We start from the raw sequence: 1,410 nt of genomic DNA, 5'->3' as shown, positions 1-1,410 counted from the left end.
ATTTTACACAGGAGTCTGGACTTGACTTATAAAGATAAAGTCCGTATAATTGTGTAAAAGTAAAAAGGCCATATAACAGTCCTTTTACGGTACAATGTTTTTAACGACAAAAACATACCCAGGAGGACTTTTACATGACCCAAGTACATTTTACACTGAAAAGCGAAGAGATTCAAAGCATTATTGAATATTCTGTAAAGGATGACGTTTCTAAAAATATTTTAACAACGGTATTTAATCAACTAATGGAAAATCAACGAACAGAATATATTCAAGCAAAAGAATATGAACGAACAGAAAACCGACAAAGTCAACGAAATGGCTATTATGAGCGCAGCTTTACGACACGTGTAGGCACGCTAGAATTAAAAGTACCCAGAACACGTGATGGCCATTTTTCACCCACAGTGTTTGAACGTTATCAACGAAACGAAAAAGCCCTCATGGCTTCAATGTTGGAAATGTATGTATCAGGCGTTTCAACTCGTAAAGTATCAAAAATTGTGGAAGAACTTTGTGGTAAATCCGTCTCTAAGTCCTTCGTTTCTAGCTTAACAGAACAGCTAGAACCTATGGTTAACGAGTGGCAGAATCGTTTATTATCAGAAAAAAATTATCCTTACTTAATGACCGATGTACTCTATATAAAAGTACGAGAAGAAAATCGAGTACTCTCAAAAAGCTGTCATATAGCGATTGGAATAACCAAAGATGGCGACCGTGAAATTATCGGCTTCATGATTCAAAGTGGCGAAAGCGAAGAGACCTGGACAACATTTTTTGAATACCTAAAAGAACGCGGTTTACAAGGTACGGAACTCGTTATTTCTGATGCGCACAAAGGATTAGTCTCTGCCATTAGAAAATCCTTCACCAACGTAAGTTGGCAAAGATGCCAAGTTCACTTCCTAAGAAATATCTTTACCACCATTCCTAAAAAAAATTCAAAATCTTTCAGAGAAGCTGTTAAAGGAATTTTTAAGTTCACAGATATTAACTTAGCGCGTGAGGCTAAAAATCGATTGATTCATGATTATATCGATCAACCAAAATATTCAAAAGCTTGCGCATCATTGGATGATGGATTCGAAGACGCCTTTCAATATACCGTACAAGGAAATTCCCACAATCGACTAAAGAGTACCAATCTAATTGAACGACTGAATCAAGAAGTACGCAGAAGAGAAAAGATTATTCGCATCTTCCCCAATCAAACATCAGCCAATCGCTTAATTGGAGCCGTTCTTATGGACCTACATGATGAATGGATTTATTCTTCAAGAAAATACATCAATTTTGATAAGTAGAAATGGTAAAAACATTGTATAGCATTTTACACAGGAGTCTGGACTTGACTTATTCTTTTCTGGAATAAAATAATTTAAATAATCTCCTCTAAGCCATTCCCCA

The 1,410-nt window shown here is 35.9% G+C and carries 1 protein-coding gene; it reads left to right on the top strand.

The window, feature by feature from the left end:
- Positions 1 to 134: 134 nt before the first annotated feature.
- Positions 135 to 1,307, top strand: coding sequence for an IS256-like element IS256 family transposase (locus tag KA833_RS06695; protein WP_000195429.1), 1,173 nt, complete (start codon positions 135 to 137; stop codon positions 1,305 to 1,307).
- Positions 1,308 to 1,410 lie beyond the last annotated feature (103 nt).

Source organism: Staphylococcus sp. GDY8P67P (genome assembly GCF_017892545.1).
Lineage (GTDB): Bacteria > Bacillota > Bacilli > Staphylococcales > Staphylococcaceae > Staphylococcus > Staphylococcus ureilyticus.
Note: the sequence above shows the minus strand (reverse complement) of the source record. Positions and strands in the feature narration are given on the sequence as shown.

Excerpts from the sequence above, each read along its gene's own strand:
- KA833_RS06695 (WP_000195429.1), top strand. The coding sequence starts at position 135 with ATGACCCAAGTACATTTTACACTGAAAAGCGAAGAGATTCAAAGCATT.